This window comes from Kitasatospora sp. NPDC089797 (assembly GCF_040684795.1).
In the GTDB taxonomy this organism is placed as follows: Bacteria; Actinomycetota; Actinomycetes; order Streptomycetales; family Streptomycetaceae; genus Kitasatospora.
On sequence record NZ_JBFBGS010000001.1, the window covers coordinates 75,062 to 94,585 of the forward strand.

Annotated in this window: 19 protein-coding genes; 5 read left to right on the forward strand and 14 right to left on the reverse strand. The window is 72.7% G+C overall.

Annotated elements, in window-relative coordinates; all coding sequences use genetic code 11:
- Nucleotides 1–9: 9 nt before the first annotated feature.
- From AB0O91_RS00375 to AB0O91_RS00395, 5 genes are read right to left on the reverse strand one after another with little or no spacing between them, the layout of a single operon-like run.
- Nucleotides 10–1,458, reverse strand: coding sequence for an SCO6880 family protein (locus AB0O91_RS00375; protein WP_363426689.1), 1,449 nt, complete (start codon nt 1,456–1,458; stop codon nt 10–12).
- Nucleotides 1,455–2,939 (reverse strand): hypothetical protein, encoded by a 1,485-nt coding sequence (locus AB0O91_RS00380; RefSeq protein WP_363426691.1) that lies wholly within the window; start codon nt 2,937–2,939, stop codon nt 1,455–1,457. The genes AB0O91_RS00375 and AB0O91_RS00380 overlap by 4 nt, the downstream gene beginning before the upstream one ends.
- Nucleotides 2,912–3,712, reverse strand: a complete 801-nt coding sequence (locus AB0O91_RS00385) for a hypothetical protein (RefSeq protein WP_363426693.1) — start codon at nt 3,710–3,712, stop codon at nt 2,912–2,914. Before AB0O91_RS00385 ends, AB0O91_RS00380 begins: the two co-directional genes overlap by 28 nt.
- A complete protein-coding gene (locus AB0O91_RS00390; protein ID WP_363426694.1) occupies nt 3,712–3,981 on the reverse strand; it encodes a hypothetical protein in 270 nt (89 codons plus the stop codon). The genes AB0O91_RS00385 and AB0O91_RS00390 overlap by 1 nt, the downstream gene beginning before the upstream one ends.
- Nucleotides 3,982–3,984: 3 nt before the next feature.
- Entirely contained in the window at nt 3,985–4,449 is a 465-nt protein-coding gene (locus AB0O91_RS00395; protein ID WP_363426696.1) for a hypothetical protein, read from the reverse strand.
- Nucleotides 4,450–4,623: 174 nt separating this feature from the next.
- Here AB0O91_RS00395 and AB0O91_RS00400 point away from each other — a divergent pair, with 174 nt between their 5' ends.
- Complete coding sequence (locus tag AB0O91_RS00400; RefSeq protein WP_363426697.1) at nt 4,624–5,649, forward strand: NlpC/P60 family protein; 1,026 nt, start codon at nt 4,624–4,626, stop codon at nt 5,647–5,649.
- A 47-nt stretch (nt 5,650–5,696) separates the two neighbouring features.
- Here the strand turns inward: AB0O91_RS00400 and AB0O91_RS00405 are convergent, their stop codons facing one another.
- From AB0O91_RS00405 to AB0O91_RS00415, 3 genes are read right to left on the reverse strand one after another with little or no spacing between them, the layout of a single operon-like run.
- Complete coding sequence (locus tag AB0O91_RS00405) at nt 5,697–6,827, reverse strand: hypothetical protein (RefSeq protein WP_363426698.1); 1,131 nt, start codon at nt 6,825–6,827, stop codon at nt 5,697–5,699.
- Nucleotides 6,828–6,843: 16 nt separating this feature from the next.
- Nucleotides 6,844–8,583, reverse strand: coding sequence for a mobilization protein (locus AB0O91_RS00410; protein WP_363426699.1), 1,740 nt, complete (start codon nt 8,581–8,583; stop codon nt 6,844–6,846).
- Nucleotides 8,580–8,969 carry a hypothetical protein gene (locus AB0O91_RS00415; protein WP_363426701.1) on the reverse strand — a complete coding sequence of 130 codons (390 nt, stop codon included), beginning with the start codon at nt 8,967–8,969 and terminating at the stop codon, nt 8,580–8,582. The genes AB0O91_RS00410 and AB0O91_RS00415 overlap by 4 nt, the downstream gene beginning before the upstream one ends.
- Nucleotides 8,970–9,177: 208 nt before the next feature.
- Here AB0O91_RS00415 and AB0O91_RS00420 point away from each other — a divergent pair, with 208 nt between their 5' ends.
- Nucleotides 9,178–9,510 carry a hypothetical protein gene (locus AB0O91_RS00420; protein ID WP_363426703.1) on the forward strand — a complete coding sequence of 111 codons (333 nt, stop codon included), beginning with the start codon at nt 9,178–9,180 and terminating at the stop codon, nt 9,508–9,510.
- Between the two features lie 347 nt (nt 9,511–9,857).
- On the opposite strand, the gene AB0O91_RS00425 is transcribed toward AB0O91_RS00420, so the two are convergent.
- Nucleotides 9,858–10,664 carry an alpha/beta hydrolase gene (locus AB0O91_RS00425; RefSeq protein WP_363426705.1) on the reverse strand — a complete coding sequence of 269 codons (807 nt, stop codon included), beginning with the start codon at nt 10,662–10,664 and terminating at the stop codon, nt 9,858–9,860.
- A gap of 129 nt (nt 10,665–10,793) precedes the next feature.
- On the opposite strand from AB0O91_RS00425, the gene AB0O91_RS00430 reads away from it, so the two are divergent.
- Complete coding sequence (locus AB0O91_RS00430) at nt 10,794–11,975, forward strand: helix-turn-helix domain-containing protein (RefSeq protein ID WP_363426706.1); 1,182 nt, start codon at nt 10,794–10,796, stop codon at nt 11,973–11,975.
- A gap of 44 nt (nt 11,976–12,019) precedes the next feature.
- Here the strand turns inward: AB0O91_RS00430 and AB0O91_RS00435 are convergent, their stop codons facing one another.
- From AB0O91_RS00435 to AB0O91_RS00445, 3 genes are all read right to left on the reverse strand, one after another.
- Nucleotides 12,020–12,598 carry a TetR/AcrR family transcriptional regulator gene (locus tag AB0O91_RS00435; protein ID WP_363426707.1) on the reverse strand — a complete coding sequence of 193 codons (579 nt, stop codon included), beginning with the start codon at nt 12,596–12,598 and terminating at the stop codon, nt 12,020–12,022.
- 183 nt (nt 12,599–12,781) lie between these two features.
- The gene (locus AB0O91_RS00440; RefSeq protein WP_363426709.1) at nt 12,782–13,672 is read right to left on the reverse strand and encodes an SDR family NAD(P)-dependent oxidoreductase; all 891 of its coding nucleotides are present in this window, start codon (nt 13,670–13,672) and stop codon (nt 12,782–12,784) included.
- A 178-nt stretch (nt 13,673–13,850) separates the two neighbouring features.
- Nucleotides 13,851–14,492, reverse strand: a complete 642-nt coding sequence (locus tag AB0O91_RS00445) for a TetR/AcrR family transcriptional regulator (protein ID WP_363426710.1) — start codon at nt 14,490–14,492, stop codon at nt 13,851–13,853.
- 121 nt (nt 14,493–14,613) lie between these two features.
- Here AB0O91_RS00445 and AB0O91_RS00450 point away from each other — a divergent pair, with 121 nt between their 5' ends.
- Both AB0O91_RS00450 and AB0O91_RS00455 read left to right on the forward strand, forming a co-directional pair.
- A complete protein-coding gene (locus tag AB0O91_RS00450) occupies nt 14,614–15,279 on the forward strand; it encodes a hypothetical protein (RefSeq protein ID WP_363426712.1) in 666 nt (221 codons plus the stop codon).
- Nucleotides 15,280–15,649: 370 nt separating this feature from the next.
- Entirely contained in the window at nt 15,650–17,362 is a 1,713-nt protein-coding gene (locus tag AB0O91_RS00455; RefSeq protein ID WP_363426714.1) for an aromatic amino acid ammonia-lyase, read from the forward strand.
- Nucleotides 17,363–17,403: 41 nt separating this feature from the next.
- Here the strand turns inward: AB0O91_RS00455 and AB0O91_RS00460 are convergent, their stop codons facing one another.
- Together AB0O91_RS00460 and AB0O91_RS00465 are read right to left on the reverse strand one after the other, a co-directional pair.
- Entirely contained in the window at nt 17,404–18,384 is a 981-nt protein-coding gene (locus AB0O91_RS00460; RefSeq protein WP_363426716.1) for an NAD(P)-binding domain-containing protein, read from the reverse strand.
- Nucleotides 18,381–19,517 (reverse strand): acyltransferase, encoded by a 1,137-nt coding sequence (locus AB0O91_RS00465; RefSeq protein WP_363426717.1) that lies wholly within the window; start codon nt 19,515–19,517, stop codon nt 18,381–18,383. The genes AB0O91_RS00460 and AB0O91_RS00465 overlap by 4 nt, the downstream gene beginning before the upstream one ends.
- Nucleotides 19,518–19,524: the final 7 nt, after the last annotated feature.

A 19,524-nucleotide genomic window follows, 5' to 3' on the forward strand; every position in this document is an offset into this window, starting at 1 on the left:
AGAACTCCGCTACTTCACGAGAGGGTTGTAGCCGATGGGCAGGCCGGCGGCGAAGACGGCCGCCTGGGCGCCGAACGCCGGTCGCATGCGGATACCCCTGGTCCCCGCGACGGCGAGCTTCAGTTCCTGGAGGGCAGCGGGGAGTTCGGCGGGAACCCGGGCGGTGGTGGTGACCCACAAGGTCCAGTTGACGACCTGGGCTCCGCCGGCCACCTGCCGCGCCGCCTGTTCCGCACGGTGGTAGTCCGCCTTCTGGCTCCACTTGGCGCGTCCCTTGACCTCGGCCGTGGCCTGGGCGCGGTGCTCCGCGGCGGAGATCTCCCGCTCCAACAGGGCCTCTCCCTCGTGCGGGTCCAGGACCCGGTAGCCCAGGGTGATCCGGCGCCGGAAGCGGCCGGGGGCCAGGAGCGGAAGCAGCACGCTGTAAGGGATCGGGCGGCGCGGCATCTCCTGAAGCACCCAGCTGGCCGACACCGCGCCGTCATGGGCGTAGGACTCCACCCAATCGTCGGCGGCGATCGGGCCGCACTCGCCCCACTGCAATTCGTCGAACTGCTCGTCCCGCGCGAGGGCCACAGCCGGATCGTAGGCGGAGCGGACGATCCGCCGGAGGTCGGTCGGGGTGGTCCGGCGCACGATGTCGGTGCCGGTGCCGCTCAGGTCCAGGGTGTCGACCACCCGGAGCGTCTCGCCCACCTGCTCGGCCAGGTCGGTCGGGGGATTGGTGGTGGCGCACGGATCGATGGTGACACTGAGCCAGGAAGCGACCTGAGCGGTGGCACGTGGCGTGGTGCGCACCAGCTCGTCGACGACGTCCAGGGCGAGTCGAGGGGCGTCCGGTCGCCGCCGTTGCTGGACATCGTCGGCCAGGGCCTCGCCCGCACCCGGAGTGATCTGGATGGTGACCGAGGCGCCCTTGACCTGCTCGGTCGTCGACATGGTGTTCAGGACCTCGCCCCAGGTCCGCAGCCCGGAGCGGACGGCACCGGTAGGGGCCATCAGACTGCCCCTGGGCGCGAGCAGGGTGGACACGGTCATCCGGCCGGTGGACCGGTCGTGGACGACGCCTACCTTCCGGCCGCTGGTCGGGTCGTGGGCGGCGATCAGCGAGGAACTCGCCCCCACACCGGGCAGGTCGAGCGCGTACGGCTGGGCGAGGAGGACCCGCCGGTAGGACGTGGCGCCCGCACGGTACCCGTGTTGCCAGGCCAACTTGGCCCGGTAGTACGCCAGCGCGGACATCCCCTGCCGTCGGAGGGCGGCCAGACCCACGATGGCGCCGGTCAACGGAAGAGTGACGAGCAGGCTCGCCGGATGACGGATGCCGAGGAGCCCATCGGCGGTCAGGACCGCCGCCGCCCCGATCGTCGCCTCCTTCGAAAGGTTCCCCATGCCGAAGGACCGGCGGGTGCGGAGGCCGCTCACCATCAGTCCGTCGGGAACTTCGTGGGCACTCACAGCTGTCCTCCTGATCCGCTTCCGATCTCACCCACGCCGCGTTGCACCGCGCTGTTCAGCCCGTCCAAGACCTGGATCGCGATGCCCGCTCCGGCCGATGCACCGCTACCGGCGCCTGCTGTACTCGGCGCGGAACCCGCACAGGGGGCGCCGGGTACGCCCGCCGGGCCCGGCGCAGCGTCGGGTGCAGCTGCGGGTGCGGGGATCCGGGTCGCCTGGTTGCGGGCCGCCCGCCCGAGCGCATCACTACCGGCCGCCGAATGCGCGCCGTCGCCCCCGTTCGTGGACATCGACTGCTTGACACGGCGGGCGTGCTCGACCGCGCTGGTCGCCCCGGTCCCACCGTCGGGGCCTGCTTCGTCGGGGTCCGCGGCCCCGCTGCGCCCCCGGCGGGAGGCGTAGGCTCCGGCCGCCGACATGGCGGCCACCGCTCCGCCCGAGCCCATGGCGGTGCCGACCTCCTCGGCGACCGGGCCGAAGATCCGTACCAACGCGGCCGGAGCGAGGGCTCCGAGCAGCAGCGTCGTCAGCCCGCGCAACCACTCGACCACGGTGTCGGCGTGGCCGAACTCGGCGAAGCCAGCGCAGATGATGACCGCGACCATCGGCTTGTAGGAGATGCCGATGAGGATCGACCTGATCAGCAGCGGAGCCCACTTGCGGGTCGTCTCGCCGCCGACCCGGCCGGCTCCGGCGATCGGCAGCAGCAGACACTGGATCGGGATAGCGGAGTTCCGCAGGAAGATGAGCACGAGCTGGACGAACCCGACCGGAACCAGGACCAGCAGACCGCAGATCACGATGAACGGGTTGACCACATGCGGGACCAGGACGTCGACGATGTGTCCGGTCGCGGCTCCGGTGTCGCCGAAGGTACGGTTGACCAGTCCGTCGGTCAATGCGTCCCCTGCTCTGAGTAGCAGGACGACACCGGCGACGCCGCCCGTGCAGAGCAGGCAGTTCTGCAGCCACCCGCTCAGGGCCTGACCGAGATGACGCATCTGGCCGGTGACGGCCATCCGTCCGATCTGCCACATCAGGCCGGCCGCAGAGATAAGCAGCCCGAGCCACACCAACATGCCCGCCAGCGTCGCGTGTTCGCCGAACAGACCGCTGTCCTCCAGGCGTAGCGACGGCCCCTGGAGGGCGACCGTCAGCGTGAACTTCACGAGTCCCTTGACGAAGGCAACCCCGGCCTTGAGCAGTTCGCCGATGGTGGAGCTCCAGACGTCGTTCCACCCGACGTCGAGTGCCTGGTCGACGGTCTCACCGACGTGCTCGCAGTGGTGGCCGTCGGTGAGGTAGTCATAGGCGCCGACCACGCTGTAGTCGCAGGCCGTTTGAGCGAGCGATCCGATGACGCCGGGCTTGTCGTCGGCCTCCGCTGCCTGGGCGCCGGCGATCGTCCCGCACAGTGTGACCAGAGCCAGCAGCAGGGCGGCGAGGCGGCTCCTCACGACGCCTGCCTGATCGCGGTCCACCCCTGCGTGTTGAAAGCGGCGTCGCCGGGCGCCGCGATCTCCGGTGCCGACCCGGGCCCGGGGGACGCCCCGCCGGCGGGGTCGAGTTTCCAGTCGCCGTCCCGCCAGACCACCCCGATGGTGCCTACCGCGTACGACACGGCTTCGGGACTGGTCTCGCCGGCCTTCTGGGCGGTGCGGAGCAGCAAGTGGGCGGTGACGGCGTCGGGCTGGGATTGGATGAGTGTGAAACCGACCAGGTTGGTGCGCACCCAGGCTCCTGGTGGAAGCGGTCCCGACGCCGGGAGACCCATAGTGGCGCGGGCTCGGGCGTCCGCCTTCGCCGCGCCCTGGCGGATCCGTTGCTCCCGGGCGGGAGTCTGGTCGGACACGGCCGTATAGGTCGTGAAGAAGGCGAGTTGCTCGTCCACCAGTGTCCTCGAGCCCTCGACGTCGAAACCGGAGGAGGCGACCAGCATGCCGATCGCCCCGTCGGTGCTGTGCGGGAAGCCGGTTGCCCGGCCGCCGGAGGTGCGGGCACCGCGGGGAGCCGCGAGCCAGCGCTGGGGCTCCGTCCAGGTGGCCGGAAGGCTGTAGGTCGACACCGGAACGGGGGCCGGTGAGGCCGTGCTTGGCGAAGGCGGGCCGGTGCCGGGCTGAGCGCTCGAGGGCTGCCCCTCTTCGCCGGCCAGGGCCGTGTAGCCGGTCAGACCGACGGCGGCAGTGAGCATCACTCCGGCCCCCCACAGCGCGGATCGGGAGAGTCGACCTCCCTTTCTTCCGGTCCGCACCATCAGCCCACGATGCCGTTGAGGATCGAGATCAACGAACCCGACAGCAGGATCGCGGCGACCCCGGCCCCCATCCACTTGAAGGGCTCGCTTCCGCCACCGTGGCGGCTCTTCTCCGCCGTGGCCAGTTTGAACACGCCGTACCCGGTGGCGCACACGCCGGCGAGCACCAGGAGCCACAAGCCGTAGCCGAACAGGGTCGAGACCATGCCGTCCATCCCGGGGATCTTGGTCGGTTTGGCAGGGGGGATCAGGTTTTCTGCGATGAACATCTGTCACTTCCCTTCGAGTTGGGCGCGCAGCCGGGCACCCGCGCGCGCCACCACGGCGTCGGCCAAGGCGTCCTCCGGCTGCTCGACCGAGCGGAGCACGGGCAGGTAGGGCAGGTAGGCGGTACCGGCGAGCCGTCCGCCGAGGGCACGGAGGCGGTACCGTGCAGCTGGTGCCGGGCGGGCAGGGACATCGGCGACCACCACGAGCCAGGGCTTCGGCACGATGCCTGCGGGCCAGCCCTGGACGATCGTCTCGACCATCGCGATGCCGTAGACAGTGCTCGGGGCGACGAGCACAGGCCGGACGCCGTACGGCACGGGCTCCCCAGGGCCGAGCCCGCGCGCCCGTCCGCCGAGACCGTCTTCCTCGTCGAGCATTCGGAGCACGACGGCGGAGGCCACGTCGTAGCCGTGCACCGGCATCAGTCCGTACCGCAGCACGCCGTGGCCGGGCTGAGCTGGCGTCACCGGATTGGCTGTCAGGTCGCAACTTTCTCGGACCGTTCGCGTTGTCAGATCGGCCTCCTTCGATCACGGACGACAGCGTAGTCGCTCGACTGCATGGCGTAACAACCTCGACCATTCGGAGGGCACGCTCATCCGCCCGTTCGGGCCTATCGGCGTACGACACAGGGGGATCTTGTGAAGAAGGTGCTGGCCGCGGGAGCCATGCTCCTCGCCCTTCTGCTCGGCGGAATCGGCGCAGCACTCGCCATGCTTGCGACAGCGGGGGCGGCGGAAGCTGATCACATGTCGGTGAACGACGTTCCCGAGGCCTACCGGTCGTGGCTCGTCCGGGCTGCTCGGGACTGCCGGGATCCTGGGCTGACCCCGGCCTTGCTGGCGGCCCAGCTCTTCGAGGAGAGCGGATTCCGCGCCGACGCGCGCAGTCCCGCCGGCGCAGAGGGACCGGCGCAGTTCATGCCGAGCACCTGGGCTACGTGGGGGCGCGATGACGACGCCAGTGGTTCGGCCTCGCCCTACGAGATCGGCGACGCGGTGATGGCACAGGGTCGCCTGATGTGCAGCCTGCTGCGACAGGCGAGGTCCTCGGGCATCCCCGACGATTCCCGTCGGCTGGCGCTTGCCGGCTACAACGCGGGGTGGGCCGCCGTCGAAGGCAGCCGCGGTGTGCCGCCATTCGGCGAGACGCAACGCTATGTGGCGGACATCATGGGCAACTTGGTCCGATTCGGTGGGACGGGCCTGATGTCGGAGATCATCGGCAGCGGCGCAGGTCCGGACGCTGCGCGAAGGGCCGCCACCCAGGTTGGCGTGCCCTACAGCTACGGCGGCGGTAGTCCGGCCGGTCCGGGCCTCGGCCACTGCGACGGCGAGGACGGCTTTCAGGCCGGCCGGTGCCAGGCCGACACCACCGTCGGCTGGGACTGCTCGGCGCTCGTCCAGTACGCCTACTGGCCTGCCCGTCAGCTTCCTCGTACCGCCGCCGAGCAGTACTCAGCGACCGCTGACCGTCCGGTGGCGCGGGATGGCCTCCGAACCGGTGACCTGCTGTTCTGGCGTCACGCTGACGGTCACGTCTACCACGTGGCGTTGTACCGCGGCGACGGGCGGATGATCTCCGCACCGAAGACCGGAGACGTCGTCAAGGAGACCCCCATCGCCGACATGCCCGCTGCCGACTTCGTCGGAGCCACCAGGCCGTAAGCGGCTGCGCAAGGGCAGCTCGCGCGCGAGTCGCCCCGCAAGGTCCGCTACCTCGCGCGCCTGGCACCGGGGTTCGGGACAGGGGCGCGGCGAGGAGGACCACCTGGACGTGCGGGTGTCGTACCCCGCGCCCGTGACGGGGGTGGTCCGGCGGCCGAGGAGGCTCTTGCGGCCTCCGTCACCACCGCCCGGGCACGGTCGTCGTGCATCGGCCCGTGAAGCGCGTCGACGGTCGCCTGGAGCAGCCGGGTCGCGAGCTGGGACACCGGAGCGGACTCCCAACTTCGGTCGCGCATCAGCCGTGCGAGGTGATCCTGGACGCGCATGCCGTCGTCCTGCATCCGAGCCATTCGGGCCGCCAGCAGCGGCCACTGGCGGGAGCCCACGAGCAGCGCGGCTTCACGCTCCCTGCTAGGCAGCGCGTCATGCACCCAGCGGACGAAGCGCGCGTTCTCCGTCTGGCTGACCCCCAGCTGAGCCAACGCCCGCCGGCGGTTCCTCAGGTCGAGGTCGTTCGGCAGGTCCAGTCCTACGGTCAGCGGGCCGTAGGAGCGCACGGCGTCCTCGCTCGGCGCCGCCGGCGGTCGCCGAGGAGCGTTGATCATCCGGTCGATCGCCTGATCGACCCCGAGCCCCTCGGCATAGGCGGCCGCCAGGATCTGCCGGACGTCGGTGCCGCGCTCCTGGAGCACCTGCATGGTCGCGGCGATCTCCGGCCAGATGGGGGAAGACAGGATCGCCTCCCGCGCCGGGCCCGCCGGCAGGGTCGCGCGAAGCAATCGGGCCCACTCCTGTGTTCCATCGGCGGCGGTCCGGGCCGAGTCGGCCACGATGGCGTCCCGTACCGAGACTGCGATGTCGCCGACCCGCGGGAGGAACTGGTCCAGATCCACACCGGCGCGCCGCAGCGCGACCAACTGCTGCGCCATGACCGGCCAGTCCGAGCTGGACATCAGGCTCCACGCCACGTTCGGGGAGAGCAGGGCCTTGAGGTCCCCCGCCGCCTCGGGGAGAGCCTGGTCGACCGGTGGCAACTGCTGCTCACCGCCGGACCGCCGCTCCGCCGCGCGGCGCACCGCGTCGGCGACCGCCAGCACCAGGCGCACCGCCATGATGGAGGTCTGGACGGCTTCGCCCACCGCCTCGGCAAAGGGCTCGCCCGGATAAGGCATGGTCATCGTACTCTCCTGTCTCTCAACGGCCCCGCCTGGGCCCGTCGGTTTCGTGGCCGGTGACGCGTTGTGCCGCAGCCGGAAAGCCGGTGATCATCCGCGGAGGCCGTGGTGTGGTGGCGGTCCGCGGGAGGGCTTCCCCGCCACCGGTGTCGAGCGGAACACCATGAGTGACAGCCCAGCCGTCCAGCCTCCAGGCGAGAACCTGGGCGACGGACTCACTGGAGCGAAGCTCGCGCCGGGCGGCCACCGTGGTGAGGACCTGTGCGGGGTCGATGCCCTGCCGCGCCAGGGCGGTCAGGCGCTTCCGTAGGGCAGGCCAAGCCGGGTCCAGCAGCACCGCGGAGGCATCGGAGGGGATGGCCCTCGCCACAATGTCGGCCGGCCTGGAGACTCGACCGGACTCTGCCCCCCGCCCGGTCCGCCGGGCGCCCGTCTGGTCTCCGGCGCAGGCTGACGCACCGGTGACTACCTCCACCGCTTGCCGCAGCGGGTGACCTGTGCGTCGCGCGGCCTCGGCTTGGAGGTGGTGGCCCTGTTCTTCATGCCAGAGCTGCGCAGCCCTGACGGCTGTCGCGAGGGCCAGCAGGAAGCCCAGCAACGCGGCCGTGTCGTTTCGGCCCGACGCTCGCGCAGCCGATACGAGAATCCGGACCGAGGAGCGGAGTAGCAGGTGGGCCTCCCCGTCCAGGTCTCGTCGTCCCGGAGCCCGAGCGGCCCGCTCGAACTCGGTGGCCGAGGCACGAAGACTCGACGCCACCAGGGGAGGCGCGGTCGACGCCACCGTGACGAGCAGGTCACCGAGGGCGGCGACGTCACCGGCGCCCTGCCTCCGACCGCCGGCGCCGAAGCGACCGGAGGCCGCAGTGAGATTGTCTTCGAGCGTCTGCCAGAGCGCACTCGGCGGAACCTCCGGATCAGGGACCGTCACCTGCCAGCGCTCACGGACCCGGGGGAGCGACAGGTCATAGGCCAGGCTCGAGCCCGCGAACCACACCGCGCGATCGCCACGGTCCCGATCGCCCGGCAGCGCGACCGAGAAACCGGTCGGAGTGCCCTCCTCGGGGCTGACACGCTGCGCCACTCGCACGCCCGAGGAACGGAGCCGGGCGAAGAAATCGTCCTCACCCGTGGCAGCGGCCGCCGCCGTACGGACGGCTCGCTCCAACTGGTCGCGAGCGCTCTCCGTGAGACGGCGACGGAAGGCCTTCCTCGTCTCGCCCGTCGTCGGCCACCGCTTCGCGGTGCGGTCCCCGGAGGTCAGCCGGCGCAGGCCCCAGCGGATCTCGAACTCCCGGGCGAGCTGCTGCATCCGCACGATGTCCTGCCGCAGGTTCGGTTGGATTCCGTCCTGACGGGCCTTCGTCGCGACGACGTGGATGTGGTCGTCCGCATGACGGACCGCGGCCCAGCGGCAGCCCCACAAGTCGCCGCGCGGAGCTGCGCCGGCGGCGTTCATCATTGCCTGCGCAACCTCGGCCCACTGCTCGTCAGTCAGAAGCGGATCTTCAGGCGCCGTGCGAACGGCCACGTGATAGACGTGCTCGGTGGGCGGGTTGCCGGGCAGGGCTTGAACGGGCGCGTCCAGGAGCAGTCCCAGCTCCCCGACCGTCATCTCCTGAGCGCAGGCCGGGTCGGAAACCCACGGTGCCCATGCGGCGACCATGCGCGGGTTCTCGTGCTCATCCCGCTTCCCGGGGCCGTAGAGGTAGAACAGCAGCCCGCCGGTGTCATTCCCGCCCTTCGCCCTCTTGGGGATCACCAGCGCGACACCCGCTCCCGCATCAGCTGTAGCGTCGCACGGTCGACGCGCTGTGCGGCCGCCGCAAGTACCTCTGCGAGAGGTGAGTTCGGAGGGGCGCCGTTGTTTCCGGTCAGACCGATCGATTCGCTGACCCGCACCAGTTCGCCGCGGGACCGGATGAGCTCGGTCAGCACATCGCGGGCGTCCGCCGACACCGGCACGAGCTGGTCCTTCGCGGCTGCCAGTGCCTTGCGGGCCACCCATGCGGAGACCGCCATGCCATCGCGTTTCGCGGCCTCCTGCACGATGGTCAGCTCGGCATCGTTGTAGGCGAGGTTCACCCGATTCGACCGCGGTGCCTGCGTCTGCCGCTCCCGTCGGCGTGCTCCCTGGGTGGCACTCATCCCGCTGCTCCTCGGCTCAGCAGGGCGGGTGTTCTGACGAGTCGCATCGAACTCTCCCTTGCTCGATTTCTTCGTCTCGCCAGTGTGATTCGTTGTCGAATTAACGTCGCGTAGATACGCCGAGAGGATGGACGGGAATCACCGGCGCGAGTGACCCGGCGGAGCGGAGGTGAGGCGGTCACGAACGGCGGTCCTAGGATCCGGCGGCATGACGAGAGAAGAAGAGTTCCTTCAGCGGATGCGCGAGATCCAGAGCGACCGGGAGAAGGCGATCGTGCCGCTCGCAGGCCTCATGGCGGAGCGCAAGCGCTTGAAGGACGAGCTGGCGGAGACGGACGCACCGTACGGCCGGGCGTACGCGGCAGCGGAAGCGGCGGGATGGAGCTCGGAAGAGCTCTCGCGCTTGGGAGCGGAGGCGCCCTCTCGCCGTCCCAAGGGGCGGCCTCGGAAGCATGGTGTCGGAGGTAAGACCGTCATCCCGGGGCCGGTGGCCGGTGGTGCGGAGGGGGTGGCCGTGCCCATGCGTACCTCGACTGAATGATGTCGACGAGACGCCGAACGGTGGGCGGGAGTCCGGAGATTCCTGCGATCGCTGATCAGAGCGAGTTAGTGCTTGTTGTGACAATGGTGAACGGATGATTATTTAGCGGGCCTCCTCCAGGTCCGATTCCGACGACGTCACGCCGCGCCGTCCGTCGCTGCGTTGTGCGGGGTTGAGAGCAGATGGCAGGGGACACTCGAAGGCCACCGCGAGCGGCGGACGCCGTCGAGAGCCGGGTTGTCGTTGCACCGGGCGATGGTGCACTCCGCGACCCAACGGTGGGCATTCGGCTCGGGCGGCGGGTGCGATCCGAGCGGCAGCGGGCTTCCGGGGCCGGCGGCGCCCGGTCAGGCCGTGGTGGCGGTGAACGCGGTGAGGAGCCGGCCGACGGTCTCCGGCTGGTCGAGGTGTACCGGGTGGCCGGCGCCGGGAACCACGGCGGCCCGGGCGAGCGGGCTCAACCGGGCGGTGGCGGCGGCGTGGCCGCTCGGCCAGAACTGGCTGTCCGCCCCGGCCACGATCAGGGCCGGCACGGTGATCCCCGCGACGGTGTCGCGCCAGTCCTGGCAGGCGTGGTCGAACAGCAGCGGGTAGGTGTCGGGGGTGATCAGCCGGCTCAGGTCGCGCCCGCCGGCGCGGCGGAGCAGCGCGTCGGTGGCGGCCCGGTCGGGCCAGGCGCGGCCGTGGCCGGTCTCGACGGCCTCCGGACGGAGGAAGAAGGTGCCGACGTTGCCGGCCGTCAGACCGTAGAAGCCGTACGGCCAGTCCGGGGCGCCGATCATCCGGGGGGTCTGGTCGAGGGTGACGATCCCGGCGAGGCGCCCGCAGCCGAACAGGTCCACGGAGGACCAGATGGCGGCGGCGCCCATCGAGGAGCCGACCAGGGTGACGTCGTCCAGGTCGAGGTGGGCGAGCAGTTCGTGCAGGTCCTTGCCGTGGCGGGCGATGCGCAGGCCGTGGGCAGGCCGGTCGGACCAGCCGTGCCAGCGGCGGTCGAAGGAGACCACCCGGTGCCCGGCCGCCCGGAGCGGCGCCCACTGCAGGGCCCAGCTGTCGGCGGGCGCGCCGTAGCCCGCGATCAGGACGACCGGACGGCCGCTCCCCTCGTCCCGGTAGTGCAGGGTGGTGTTGTCGCTGGTGACAAAGTGCGGCATGGCTGCCTCCGTGGCGCCGGTGGGTGGGACGCGGCCGAATCCCGAGATGAGGCCGAATCCAGCCTCCCCGGGCGGTCCGGTGCGGGCCATGGTGGCCGGGACAGCGGCAGCCGCGCCAGAATTGTCGGTGTGGACAAAGCAGCGGGCGGTGCAGCGGACAGAGCAGTGGACGAGGGGGCGGAACCGGCGGCCGCCCGCGACCAGCGCACCCGGGTGCTGGCCGCGCTGTCGCTGGAGGACATCGCCGCCGCGGCCGCCGCCACGGTGGTCCGGGAGATTCCGGCCTACCACGGGCAGGACCCCGAGCAGGTCCGGGCGGAGTTGCTGGTGGTGCTGGCGCCGGTGCTGGCCTCCCTGCGCGAGGGGCGCGGGGCCACCGCCGGCGAGCAGCGGGAATTCGCCGCCTTCGGCTCGCTGCGCGCCGAACAGGGCATCGGACTGGAAGCGCTGCTGGAGGCGTTCCGGCTGACCACCCGCCGGGCCTTCGACGCCCTCTACGAGCAGATCCGGCGCGCCGACGCCCCGCAGACCGGGCTGGAGCTGGCCCGGGACTTCTGGGACGGCTGCGACCGGGTGTCCGCGGCCGTCGTCCAGGGGCACCGGAAGCGTGACCTGGAGAAGGCCCGGGCCGCCCAGGAGCACCGCACCCTGCTGCTGCGCCAACTGGTGACCGGCGACCTGCCGACCGACTACCTGGCGACGGCCGCGGCCGCGCTCGGTCTGGACCTGCGCACCGAGTACCACGTCTGCCACGCCCGGCCCGGCGCCGGGCGGACGATCGGTGCGGTGGAGTGGGCGCTGCGCCCGCACACCGTCGCCCTGCTCGCCGAGCCGGGCGCCGACCGGGTCATCGGGCTGGCCGTCCGGCCGCTCCCGGCCGCGGTGGCGCTGCCCGCCGGACTGGGCCCGGCGCGCCCGCCGGGCCGGCTGCGCGAGTCGCTCGCCGAGGCCGAGCGGGCCGACGAACTGGCCGTCGCCTTCGCCCTGAACCGCTGTGTCCGGGCCGAGAAACTCCCGCTGCACCGTGCGGTGTTGACCCTTCCGGCGGTGGGCGGACAGCTCGTCGAACGGTGCTTCGGGCACACCACGGGCGAGCGCCGCACCACCCTGGTGCGCACCGTGGACGCCTACCTGGCCGCCGACGCCAATGCCGAGCAGGCCGCCGCCGCCCTGTTCGTGCACCCCAACACCCTGCGGTACCGGATCCGCGGCCTCACCGTCGCCACCGGCCTGGACCCCGCCCGCACCGAGGACGCCCTGGCCTTGTGGTGGGCAGTGCGCCACCTCCAGGCGACCGGGCAGCTCGGCTGACCGGCCCGCCCGCGCCTCCGCCCGCTCCGCCCGGGGCGATCGGCCTACGCCGTCGGCGCGGCGCGCAGGCCTTCGAGGAGGGTCGCGAGGTAGCGGTGTGCGGTGGCGAGGCGGACGGCGGGGGTGCCGCCGCTGATGTTGACGGCGTGGGCGACGCCGCACATCAGGGGGACGAGGTCGGCGGCGGCGAGGTCGGGGCGGACCGCCGCGGCTTCGTGGGCGCGGGCGAGGAGGGTGGTGCCGGCCGTGGTGAGCGCCTGCCTGAGCTCGGTGGTGCGGGGCAGGGCGGCCGTGGCCGCGGCCGCGACCGGGGGGAGCGCGGGGTCGGTGACCTGGGCCTCGACGACGCGGGTCAGGAAGGCCTCCAGCCCGTGCCGGGGGTCCGGGTCCGCCAGCGCCTGCCGGCCGTGTTCGGCCAGGGCTTCCAGACAGGGCGTGGCGACGGTCTCCAGCAGCGCCTCGGGGGTGGCGAAGTGCCGGTAGACGGTGGCGACGCCGAGCCCCGTCCGGCGGGCGACGTCGTTGAGCTGCAGCGGGGTGCCCTGGTCGACCAGGTCGCGGGCGACGGCGACGATCCGGTCCCAGTTCCGGGCGGCGTCCTTGCGCAGCGGTGGCATCGTCATGAGTGGGCGGTCCAGGTCGCTCGTCGGGTGGTCCGCACGGCAGCAGTCGTACGGGGTCGGCATCCGATCATAGGCGGGACGGCGTGGTCGTGATCTTCCGGTGCGGGACGGCTGCCGGGCCGTCCCGCACCGGGCGGGTCAGGCTCCTTCCGCCGCGGTCCGCGCGCCGGGGAGGGCGGCGGCCTAGCTGCGCGCCACGGGCGCGTGGGTCTCGCTGAGGCGGCGGACGGCGGCGGCCAGGCGGGGGTCGGTGGCGGCGCGGAAGGGGGTGGTCGGGCGGGCGTCGGGGCCGATGACGATGCCGGTCCGGCCGTTCAGGGTCTCGTCGGTGGCGGCGACGATCGACGGCCGGGCGGCGACGGAGGCCGGGCCGGAGGTGGAGCGTTCGAACCTGCGGCGGACCAGCGGCCACAGTAGCCGCAGGGCGGGGGAGACGATCCCCGGGTCGGTCAGCGTGCCGTCGGTCATCTCGGTCGCCGCGCCGCCGGGGTCGGCGGCGAAGACCGAGACGCCGGTGCCGTCCAGCCGCGCGGCCAGGTCGAGGGTGTGGGTCAGGTGGGCGAGCTTGGCACGGCCGTACCAGTGGAAGCCGTAGTAGCCGCCGGGCGGCTCGACCGCGTCGAAGACCCGCTTGGCCACGCCGACCGCCCCCGAGGTGACGTTCACGATCCGGCTCGGCGCCCCGGCCGTGAGCGTGGGCAGCAGCAGTTCGGTCAGCAGGTAGGGGGAGAGGTGGTTGACCACGAAGGAGGCCTCGACGCCGTCCAGTTGCTGCCGTCGGGCGAACATCGCCCCGACGTTGTTGACCAGCACGGCCAACTGCTTCCCGGGGGCGGTGTGCTCGGCGGCGAGGTGGTCGGCGAGCGCGCGCACCTGCTCCAGCGAGGCGAGGTCCGCGGCCAGGAAGCGGGCGGGGTGGGCGGGGCCGGTCGCGTTGATCCGCTCGACCGCCCGGGTGCCGCGTTCGGTCGAGCGCCCGACCACGGTGACCGCGAGGCCGGCGGCGGCCAGTCCGAGGGCCGTCTCCAGGCCGATGCCGCCCGTTCCGGCCGTGACCACGGCTGTCTTCGTCATGGGTTCCTCCGTCCGTCGATGAAGCGGATGGGTCATCCGCTTCATGGTGGGACGCTAGCAGATATCTGGATGGACTATCCGTTTGACTGGTCGAAGGCAGCACCGAAACCCCGTACCGGGGATCCGGTCGGGGTGGCGGGGTGCAGAGGGGCGGGTCGGCTCCGGGGGTGCGGGGCGGTCAGGCCGCCGTCGGCGGGCGGAGTGCGGCGAAGCCGGTGCAGAGCAGTCGGATGCTGCGGGCGAACTTCTCGTCCTGGCTCAGTCGGGGGATCAACTCGCCTGTCACCAGCGGGAATTGATCGCGCAGCTCGGCGTAGTGCGCGGCCGTGGCGGTCGGCGGGGCGGTCGGCTGGTTCTGCTCCTGGAGCACGAAGCCGGTGATGTGGCTGAGCAGGGTGTCGGCGGCGATGCCGCAGTGCTCGGCGGGCAGTTCGGCGTCGAGGAGGGTCCGCAGCAGGCGTTCCATCAGGGCGAGGCCGCCGGTGCTGAGCACGCCGGGGCTCTCGGCGAGCAGTTGGGCGCCGCCCGGGTGCTGCCTGAGCTCGTGCCGGAGGGTGGTGGCCTGGGTCGTGACGCGGTCCGACCAGCCCGCGGTGGGCGGGAGGGCGGCCAGGGCCTCGGTGCCCGCGTCGTAGGCCCGGCGGCAGACCCGGTCGGCCATCAGGGCGAGCAGTTCGTCCTTCCCGCGGACGTGGTAGTAGAGGCTGCCCGCGTGGGCGTCCAGTCGGTCGGCGACCTGACGCATGGACAGGTTCTGGTAGCCGACCTCGGCGAAGACCGCCATACCGGCATCGACGATGCGCTCCTTGGTGAGCTTCATGTCGCCCACCGTACAGGGGTTCCCGCCGTTTCCAACGGTGTTCGAGAAACGTGCTAGCTTGGTGTCGACAAGGTTTCGAACGGTGTTGGAAAATGCCGGAGCCCGGGGGAGGCGTCCTGTCATGGGGGCGATCGTTTTCAACCTGACCACTGCCGCGCTGATGGTCATGATGGTCAACTGCGGGCTCGGCGTGGTCGGCCGCGACACCCTGCGGGGGCGCCCGCTCCCGTGGGCGGCGATCGCGCTGACCCTGGTCGCCGTCGGCGGGGTGGTGCTCCAGCTGGTGTGGTCCGGCGCGATGGACGCGCTGGACGCGGATCCCGCCAAGTCCGGCTGGTGGCGCGAGTTCACCTCGGTGTTCCTGCAGAACGGCGGTCTCTTCGGCGGCCTGTGGAACCTCGTCACCCTCGCCGCGGTGGCCGCGCTCGCCCAGTGGTACTGGGGCGGGCCGCTGACCCTCGGCTTCTTCCTCGCCGGGATCCTGCTGCCCGGCCGGATCGACACCCTGCTCGGGTTCGGCGGCGGCCCCAGCACCGACCCCCGCAACTTCGCGGGCAGCTCCGGTGCGACCTACTTCCTCGGTGCTACCCTCGCGCTGGCCCTGCTCGTCCGCACCCGCCTCCCCAAGGAGATCGCCCTCGCGGCCGGCGTGCCGGTGCTCGGCCTGGCGATGTGGTTCGCCCAGGACAACGGCCACGGTCTGGTGTCCGCCTACGGCTTCGCCCTCGGGGCGGCGGCCTGGGCGGTCCGCCGCCTGGTGGGCGGTCCGGCGGGGAAGGCGGCCTGACGCCGGACGGTCCGACGGTCGACCGTCCCGAACACCCGTCCGGCGGGTGATGGACAAGCGGGCATACGGCGCGCCACCCCTCGGTGCCGCGCCGCTCGTGCGTCCCGCCGGGCAGCGCCGATCCGGCGTGGAAGCGGCGTGGAACCGGCGCCGATCCGGCGCCGAAGGCGTCCGGGGCCGTGCGGAGGGCCTCCGGGCCGGGGCGGAGGGCGAGTGGATTGTGGTGACGTAGAGTTATAGACGATCAACGGGGCGAAGTCGCAGGTCTCTGCGACCGGTTCCGCGCGTGTGCGCCGTCGATCCCCCGTTCCGCCCCGCCCGTCCGGGCCCCGCAGACGCGTCGGCCGCGCCCGCAGACAGGAGAGTCGAGTTGTCGTCAGAGAGCATGCAGAACACCCAGAGCCCGCAGGGCCCGCAGAACGCCCGGAGCCCGCAGAACGCCCAGGGCACGCAGCGGATCCAGGACCGTCCGTCCCCGTCCGGTGCCCCCACGGCCGAGCTGCTGCTCGACGGCCGGTCGCTGACCGTCAAGGAGGCCGCCGAGGCCGCCCGGCGGCCCGGGGCCTGGCGGGTGGCGCTGGCGGACAGCGCCGTCCACCGGATGAAACGGTCGGTGGACCTGAAGGACGCGATCGTGGAGTCCGGGCGGCGGGTGTACGGCGTCACCTCCGGCTTCGGCGACAGCAACACCCGGCAGATCTCGCCCCGCAAGGTCGAGGCGCTGCAGGCCAACCTGATCCGCGGCTTCAACTGCGGCCTCGGCCCGGCGGCCGCGCCCGACGTGGTGCGGGCGACCGTGATCGCCCGGGCGAACTGCCTGGCCCGCGGCAACTCCGGCATCCGGCCGGAGGTCGTCCAACTGCTGCTGGACTGCCTGGCGCAGGACATCCTGCCGGTCGTCCCCGAGCGCGGCTCGGTGGGCGCCAGCGGCGACCTCGTCCCGCTCAGCTACCTCGGGGCCATGCTCACCGGGCACGGCACGGTGCTCCACCGCGGCGAGGCCCGGCCCGCCGCCGAGGCGCTGGCGGAGGCGGGCCTGGAGCCGGTGGTGCTCGCCTCCAAGGAGGGCCTGGCACTGGTCAACGGCACCTCCTTCATGGCCGGGTTCGCCGTCCTGGCACTGCGCGACGCGTCCGAACTCGCCTTCGCCGCCGACCTCTGCACGGCCCTCGCCTCCCAGGTCCTGAACGGCAACCCGGGCCACTTCGACCCGTTCGTCTTCGACCACAAGCCGCACCCGGGCAGCGCCGAGTCGGCCCGGACGGTGCGCCGGCTGCTCGGCCGGGTCGGGGACGGCCCGTTCGCGGGGGACGCTGCGGCGGAGGCCGACGTGATGCCCGACGGGACGGGGTACCGCAGGCTGGCCGAGCCGGTCCAGGACCGGTACTCGATCCGCTGCGCGCCGCACGTCAACGGCGTGCTGCGGGACACCCTCGCCTTCGCCGTCGACTGGACCCACGTCGAGATCAACTCCTCCAACGACAACCCGCTGTTCGACGCCGACACCGGGGCGGTCGTCAACGGCGGCAACTTCTACGGCGGGCACATCGGGCAGGCGATGGACTCGCTGAAGACCGCCGCCGCCAGCGTGGGGGACCTGCTGGACCGGCAGTTGCAGCTGGTGGTGGACGAGAAGTACAACAACGGGCTCACCGCGAACCTCATCCCGCGCTTCCCGGACGACAGTTGGGAGGCCGGGCTGCACCACGGCTTCAAGTCGATGCAGCTGGCCGCCTCCTCGCTGGTCGCCGAGGCGCTCAAGCTGACCATGCCCGCGACCTCCTTCTCCCGCTCCACCGAGGCCCACAACCAGGACAAGGTGAGCATGGGCACCATCGCCGCCCGGGACGCCCGGACGGTGGTCGAACTGGTCCGCCAGACGGCGGCGATCCACCTGCTCGCCCTGTGCCAGGCCGCCGACCTGCGCGGCCTCGAACGGCTCAGCGGGCCGACCGCCGCCGTGCACGCGGCGGTGCGCGCGGTGTCGCCGGTGCTGGAGCGGGACCGGGGGCTGGAACGGGACATCCAGCTGGTGGCGGAGCTGGTCCGGTCCGGGAGGCTGCGGGCGGTGGCCGGGGCCTGAGACCGTACCGGTGCCTGGACTGCCCTTCGGCACAGGGGAGTTCAGGCCTTCCGGGGCTGCTCCGCCGGTTCGGTGAAGTGCTCGATGACGGCCGCGTAGCTGTCGGCGGCGTGGCCGTCGGCGGCGACCGCCTCCATCACGGCGAGCAGCTGCCGGGGCAGGGCCGGGTTGACGCCCCGCCGTTCGCTCTCGCGCAGGAGGTGGACGGCCCCCGCCAGATGGGTGCTGAGCGCCGAGTCCTCGGTGGCGTAGTCGCCCTCGTCGATCTGTCGGGCGTAGCGGTTCACGAAGGAGCCCAGGCCCGCGAACAGCAGCTCGGCGGTCGGCGCGAACCCGGTCGCGCCGATCCCGGCCGTGCGCAGCAGTGCTGCCGCGTGCAGGAAGCCGTTCAGGCTGGACCAGAGCACGCCGAGGATCGCGACGTCGTGCAGCGAGGCGAGCCCGTGGTCCGGGCCGAGGTGGACCGGGCTGCCGCCGAGCGCGCACAGGGTCGCCTCATGGGCCCGGAAGGCGGGCTCGGGCCCGCTGTAGAGCACGGTGGTCTCCGGCAGCCCGATGGTGTCGGGGGTGGCCAGCAGCGCGCCGTCCAGGCTCTGCGCGCCGTACCGGTACGCGGCCTCGGCGACGTCGGCGGCGTCCCGGGAGGTGCCGGAGGTGACGTCGACCAGGACCCGGCCGCGCAGGGCGTCGCCCGCGGCGTCCAGGACCTGGTGCACCGCGCCGTGGTCGTGGAGGCAGAGCACCACGAGGGGCGCGGCCGCCACCGCCTCGGCGGGGGTGGCGGCCCGCCGGGCGCCCCGGGCGGCCGGGCCGTCGGCGCGGGCGGCGGTGCGGTTCCAGACGGTGGTGGGGTGGCCGGCGGCCAGGAAGGCGTCGGCGAGGGCCGTGCCCATCAGGCCGAGGCCGAGCACGGCGACGGGCGCGGGCGCGGGCGCGGCGGGCGAAGCGGCGGCGACGGGCGCGGGCGTGGGGGTGGCGGGCGAAGCGGCGGCGACGGGCGCGGGGGCCTGCTGCGCGGTCATGGAATCTCCCTCTGGTGGTCGGGGACGGTGCGGAGCTCGGTCGGGCGGGTGCGGCGCGGTTCGTTCAGCAGGCGCACCATCGGCTCCTCGACGGCGAGGTGCAGCAGCCAGGCGGCCGCCAGCGATCCGGCGGCGAGGAGGACGGTGAAGAGCAGCGGGCGGAGCCCGTCGGCGGTGCCGTACGGGTCGAGCAGGGCGTCGCCGTGCTCGATCACCAGCAGGTGGGTCAGGTACAGCGTCATGGACAGCGCCCCCAGCCGCTCGGCGACCGGGTGCGCGAGCCAGGACGGCCGGCCGAGCCGGTCGGCGTTGGCGGTCCCCGCGATCAGCGCCGCCAGCGGCAGCACGGTGATCGCTGCGATGCCGAACATCAGCGGGGCGAGGTGGTCGAGCGGGTAGAGCAGCGCGAACGCGAGCGCGCCGTGCCAGGGCCGGACCCGGTCGAGCCGCCCCTCCTGGACCAGCCGGGCCAGGACCACGCCCAGCAGGAACTCCGGCATCCGGGCCGGCGGGAAGGTGTAACCGAACCAGATCTGACGCTGGGTCACGCCGAGGCCGAACGCCGGCCCGTCGAGCAGCGGCCGTGCGGCCGTGGCCAGCAACGGGACCAGCACGACGGCCGCGACGGCCGCCGCGGCCCAGTGCCAGAGCCGCTCCGGGCGGATCGCGGCCGCGCGCCGGGCGACGAGCGGGAACAGGAGGTAGAAGGCCAGGTCGCAGCAGAGCGACCAGGACACCCCGTTCACCCCGGGGTCGAGCAGGTCGAAGCCGGGGGACCAGGTCTGGACGAGCAGCGCGTTGGGCAGCCAGGCGTGCAGCGGCACGGCCTGCCCGGCAGCGGCCAGCAGCAGCACGCCGAGGGCGAGGGTCACCAGGTGGCTGGGCAGGATCCGGGCCACCCGGCGGCGCCAGAACACTCGGACGGACTGCCCGGGGCGCCAGGCCCAGGCCAGCAGGAAGCCGCTGAGCAGGAAGAAGAACGTCACCGCGGCGAAGCCCAGGCGGAGCAGGACGGCGTTCTCGCCGTGGCCGTGCGTCCAGATCAGGCTGGAGTGCTGGGCGACCACGGCGGCTGCCGCGACGAAGCGCAGACCGGTGAGCGAGGGCAGCCGGGTCGTTCGGCCGAGTGCCAAGAGCGTT